2 protein-coding genes are annotated in these 1,685 nt (G+C 74.1%); one reads left to right on the forward strand and one right to left on the reverse strand.

Translation table 11 applies throughout. The features are described from left to right. Positions 1-331 (reverse strand): VOC family protein (locus J7523_RS20305; protein ID WP_291890597.1); only part of this gene is annotated, 331 nt, incomplete at its 3' end. A 186-nt stretch (positions 332-517) separates the two neighbouring features. Here J7523_RS20305 and J7523_RS20310 point away from each other — a divergent pair. Beyond that, a partial coding sequence (locus J7523_RS20310; RefSeq protein WP_291890598.1) for a methyl-accepting chemotaxis protein occupies positions 518-1,685 on the forward strand: 1,168 nt, incomplete at its 3' end.

Raw genomic sequence — 1,685 nt, forward strand, 5'->3', positions numbered from 1 at the left:
CCATCGGCATGACGTCGGTGCCGCCGTCCGCGAGCCGTGCGAACGCCGCGCGCAGCGCCTCGGCGTCCGCCGCGTCGCCGAACAGCGCGACCGCGCCGGGCCGCTCGGGGGCCGGCATCGACGCGGGCGTGTCGGACGCCATGAGCGTCCCGCCGCCGGGCAGCTCGAGCTGCGAGTGCATGATCTTGCCCGCGTCGGCCGGGTCGGACGCCATGCCGAACTCGTCGAACGTGCTGGACGTGGCGGCGCCGCCGAAGACGTCGGCGTAGAAGTCCATCGCCGCGCGGGCCTCGTCGCGGAAGCCGAGGTACGGGCTGAGACGTGCGGTCATGGTCGGTCCTCCCGAGGGTGCGTGCCGGTGCGGGTGCCGACCCGGCGGGCCGTGCGGACTCATCGGGCCGCGCGGCACACGGGTGCACCTTCACCCGGTCCCTCAAGGTGTATCGATCACACCCGATGCTGAGGGCAGCGTGTCGGCGACCAAGGACGGTCGTGCGCAAGACCAAGGAGGGTTCTCATGGCCGGTGTCCCACGGGCCAGGGTGACGACGACGCCGTGGCGCTGGTTCGTCGACCGGTCGCTGGGCGTGAAGATCGGCGCCTGCCTCGCGCTGCTCGCGCTCGTCGTCGTCGCGGTCGCGGGCGTCGCGACCCTGCGGATGCAGGCGCTCGCGGGCGCCCAGACGCGGCTCGAGCAGGAGGCGATCGGCCCGCTGCGCGGCGTGTCCGACCTGCAGCGCGCGTTCACGGCCGTACGCCTCGGCAACGTGCGGCTCATGACGGTGGCCGACGGCGAGCGCCCGGCGACGCTCGACGCGATCGCGGAGTCGCGTGACGCGGTCGGCGCGCTCACGGACGAGCTGACCGCCTCGGACCCCGACCGCGGGGAGCGCCTCGAGCTCGCGATCCAGCCGTACCTCGACCTCACCGACCGGTACCACGAGATGGTCGCGATGGACGACCCGCGCGCCCCGGTGTTCCTCAACGACGACCTCGTGGTGCGCGGCACGGACGCCGACACCGAGATCGCGGCGGTCGTCGAGGAGCTCAACGCGCTCGCGGGCGACTCGACCGCCGCGACGGCGCGCATGGTGCGGACGTCGGTCGTGGTGCTGTGGGTCGTGGTCGTCGTGGCCCTGGTGCTGGCCGCGGGCGTCGCGGTCGTGACCGTACGCCGCATCCTGCGCTCGGTGCGCGGCGTGCAGGACGCGGTGGTCGCGATGGCTGCGGGCGACCTCACGGTCGAGGCGACGGTCCGCGAACGGGACGAGATCGGGCGCATGACGGCGGCGCTGACCGAGGCGCAGCGGTCGCTGCGCGAGACGCTCGCCGGCGTGGTCGAGGGTGCGCAGACCGTCGCGGCGGCGACGCAGCAGCTCTCGGCGTCGTCGACGCAGGTCGCGTCGGCGTCGCGCGAGACCGAGCAGCGCGCCGGGTCGGTGGCGGCGGCCGCCGAGCAGGTGTCGCGCAACGTGCAGGCCGTCGCGGCGGGGACCGAAGAGATGGGCGCGTCGATCCGGGAGATCGCGCAGAACGCGTCGGAGGCCGCGCGCGTCGCGGGGCAGGCGACGGACGTCGCGAAGACGACGAACGAGCAGGTCAGCCGGTTGGGCGAGTCGAGCCAGGAGATCGGCAACGTCGTCAAGCTCATCACCGGGATCGCCGCGCAGACCAACCTGCTGGCGC

The organism is Cellulomonas sp., from assembly GCF_017744555.1.
In the GTDB taxonomy this organism is placed as follows: domain Bacteria; phylum Actinomycetota; class Actinomycetes; order Actinomycetales; family Cellulomonadaceae; genus Cellulomonas.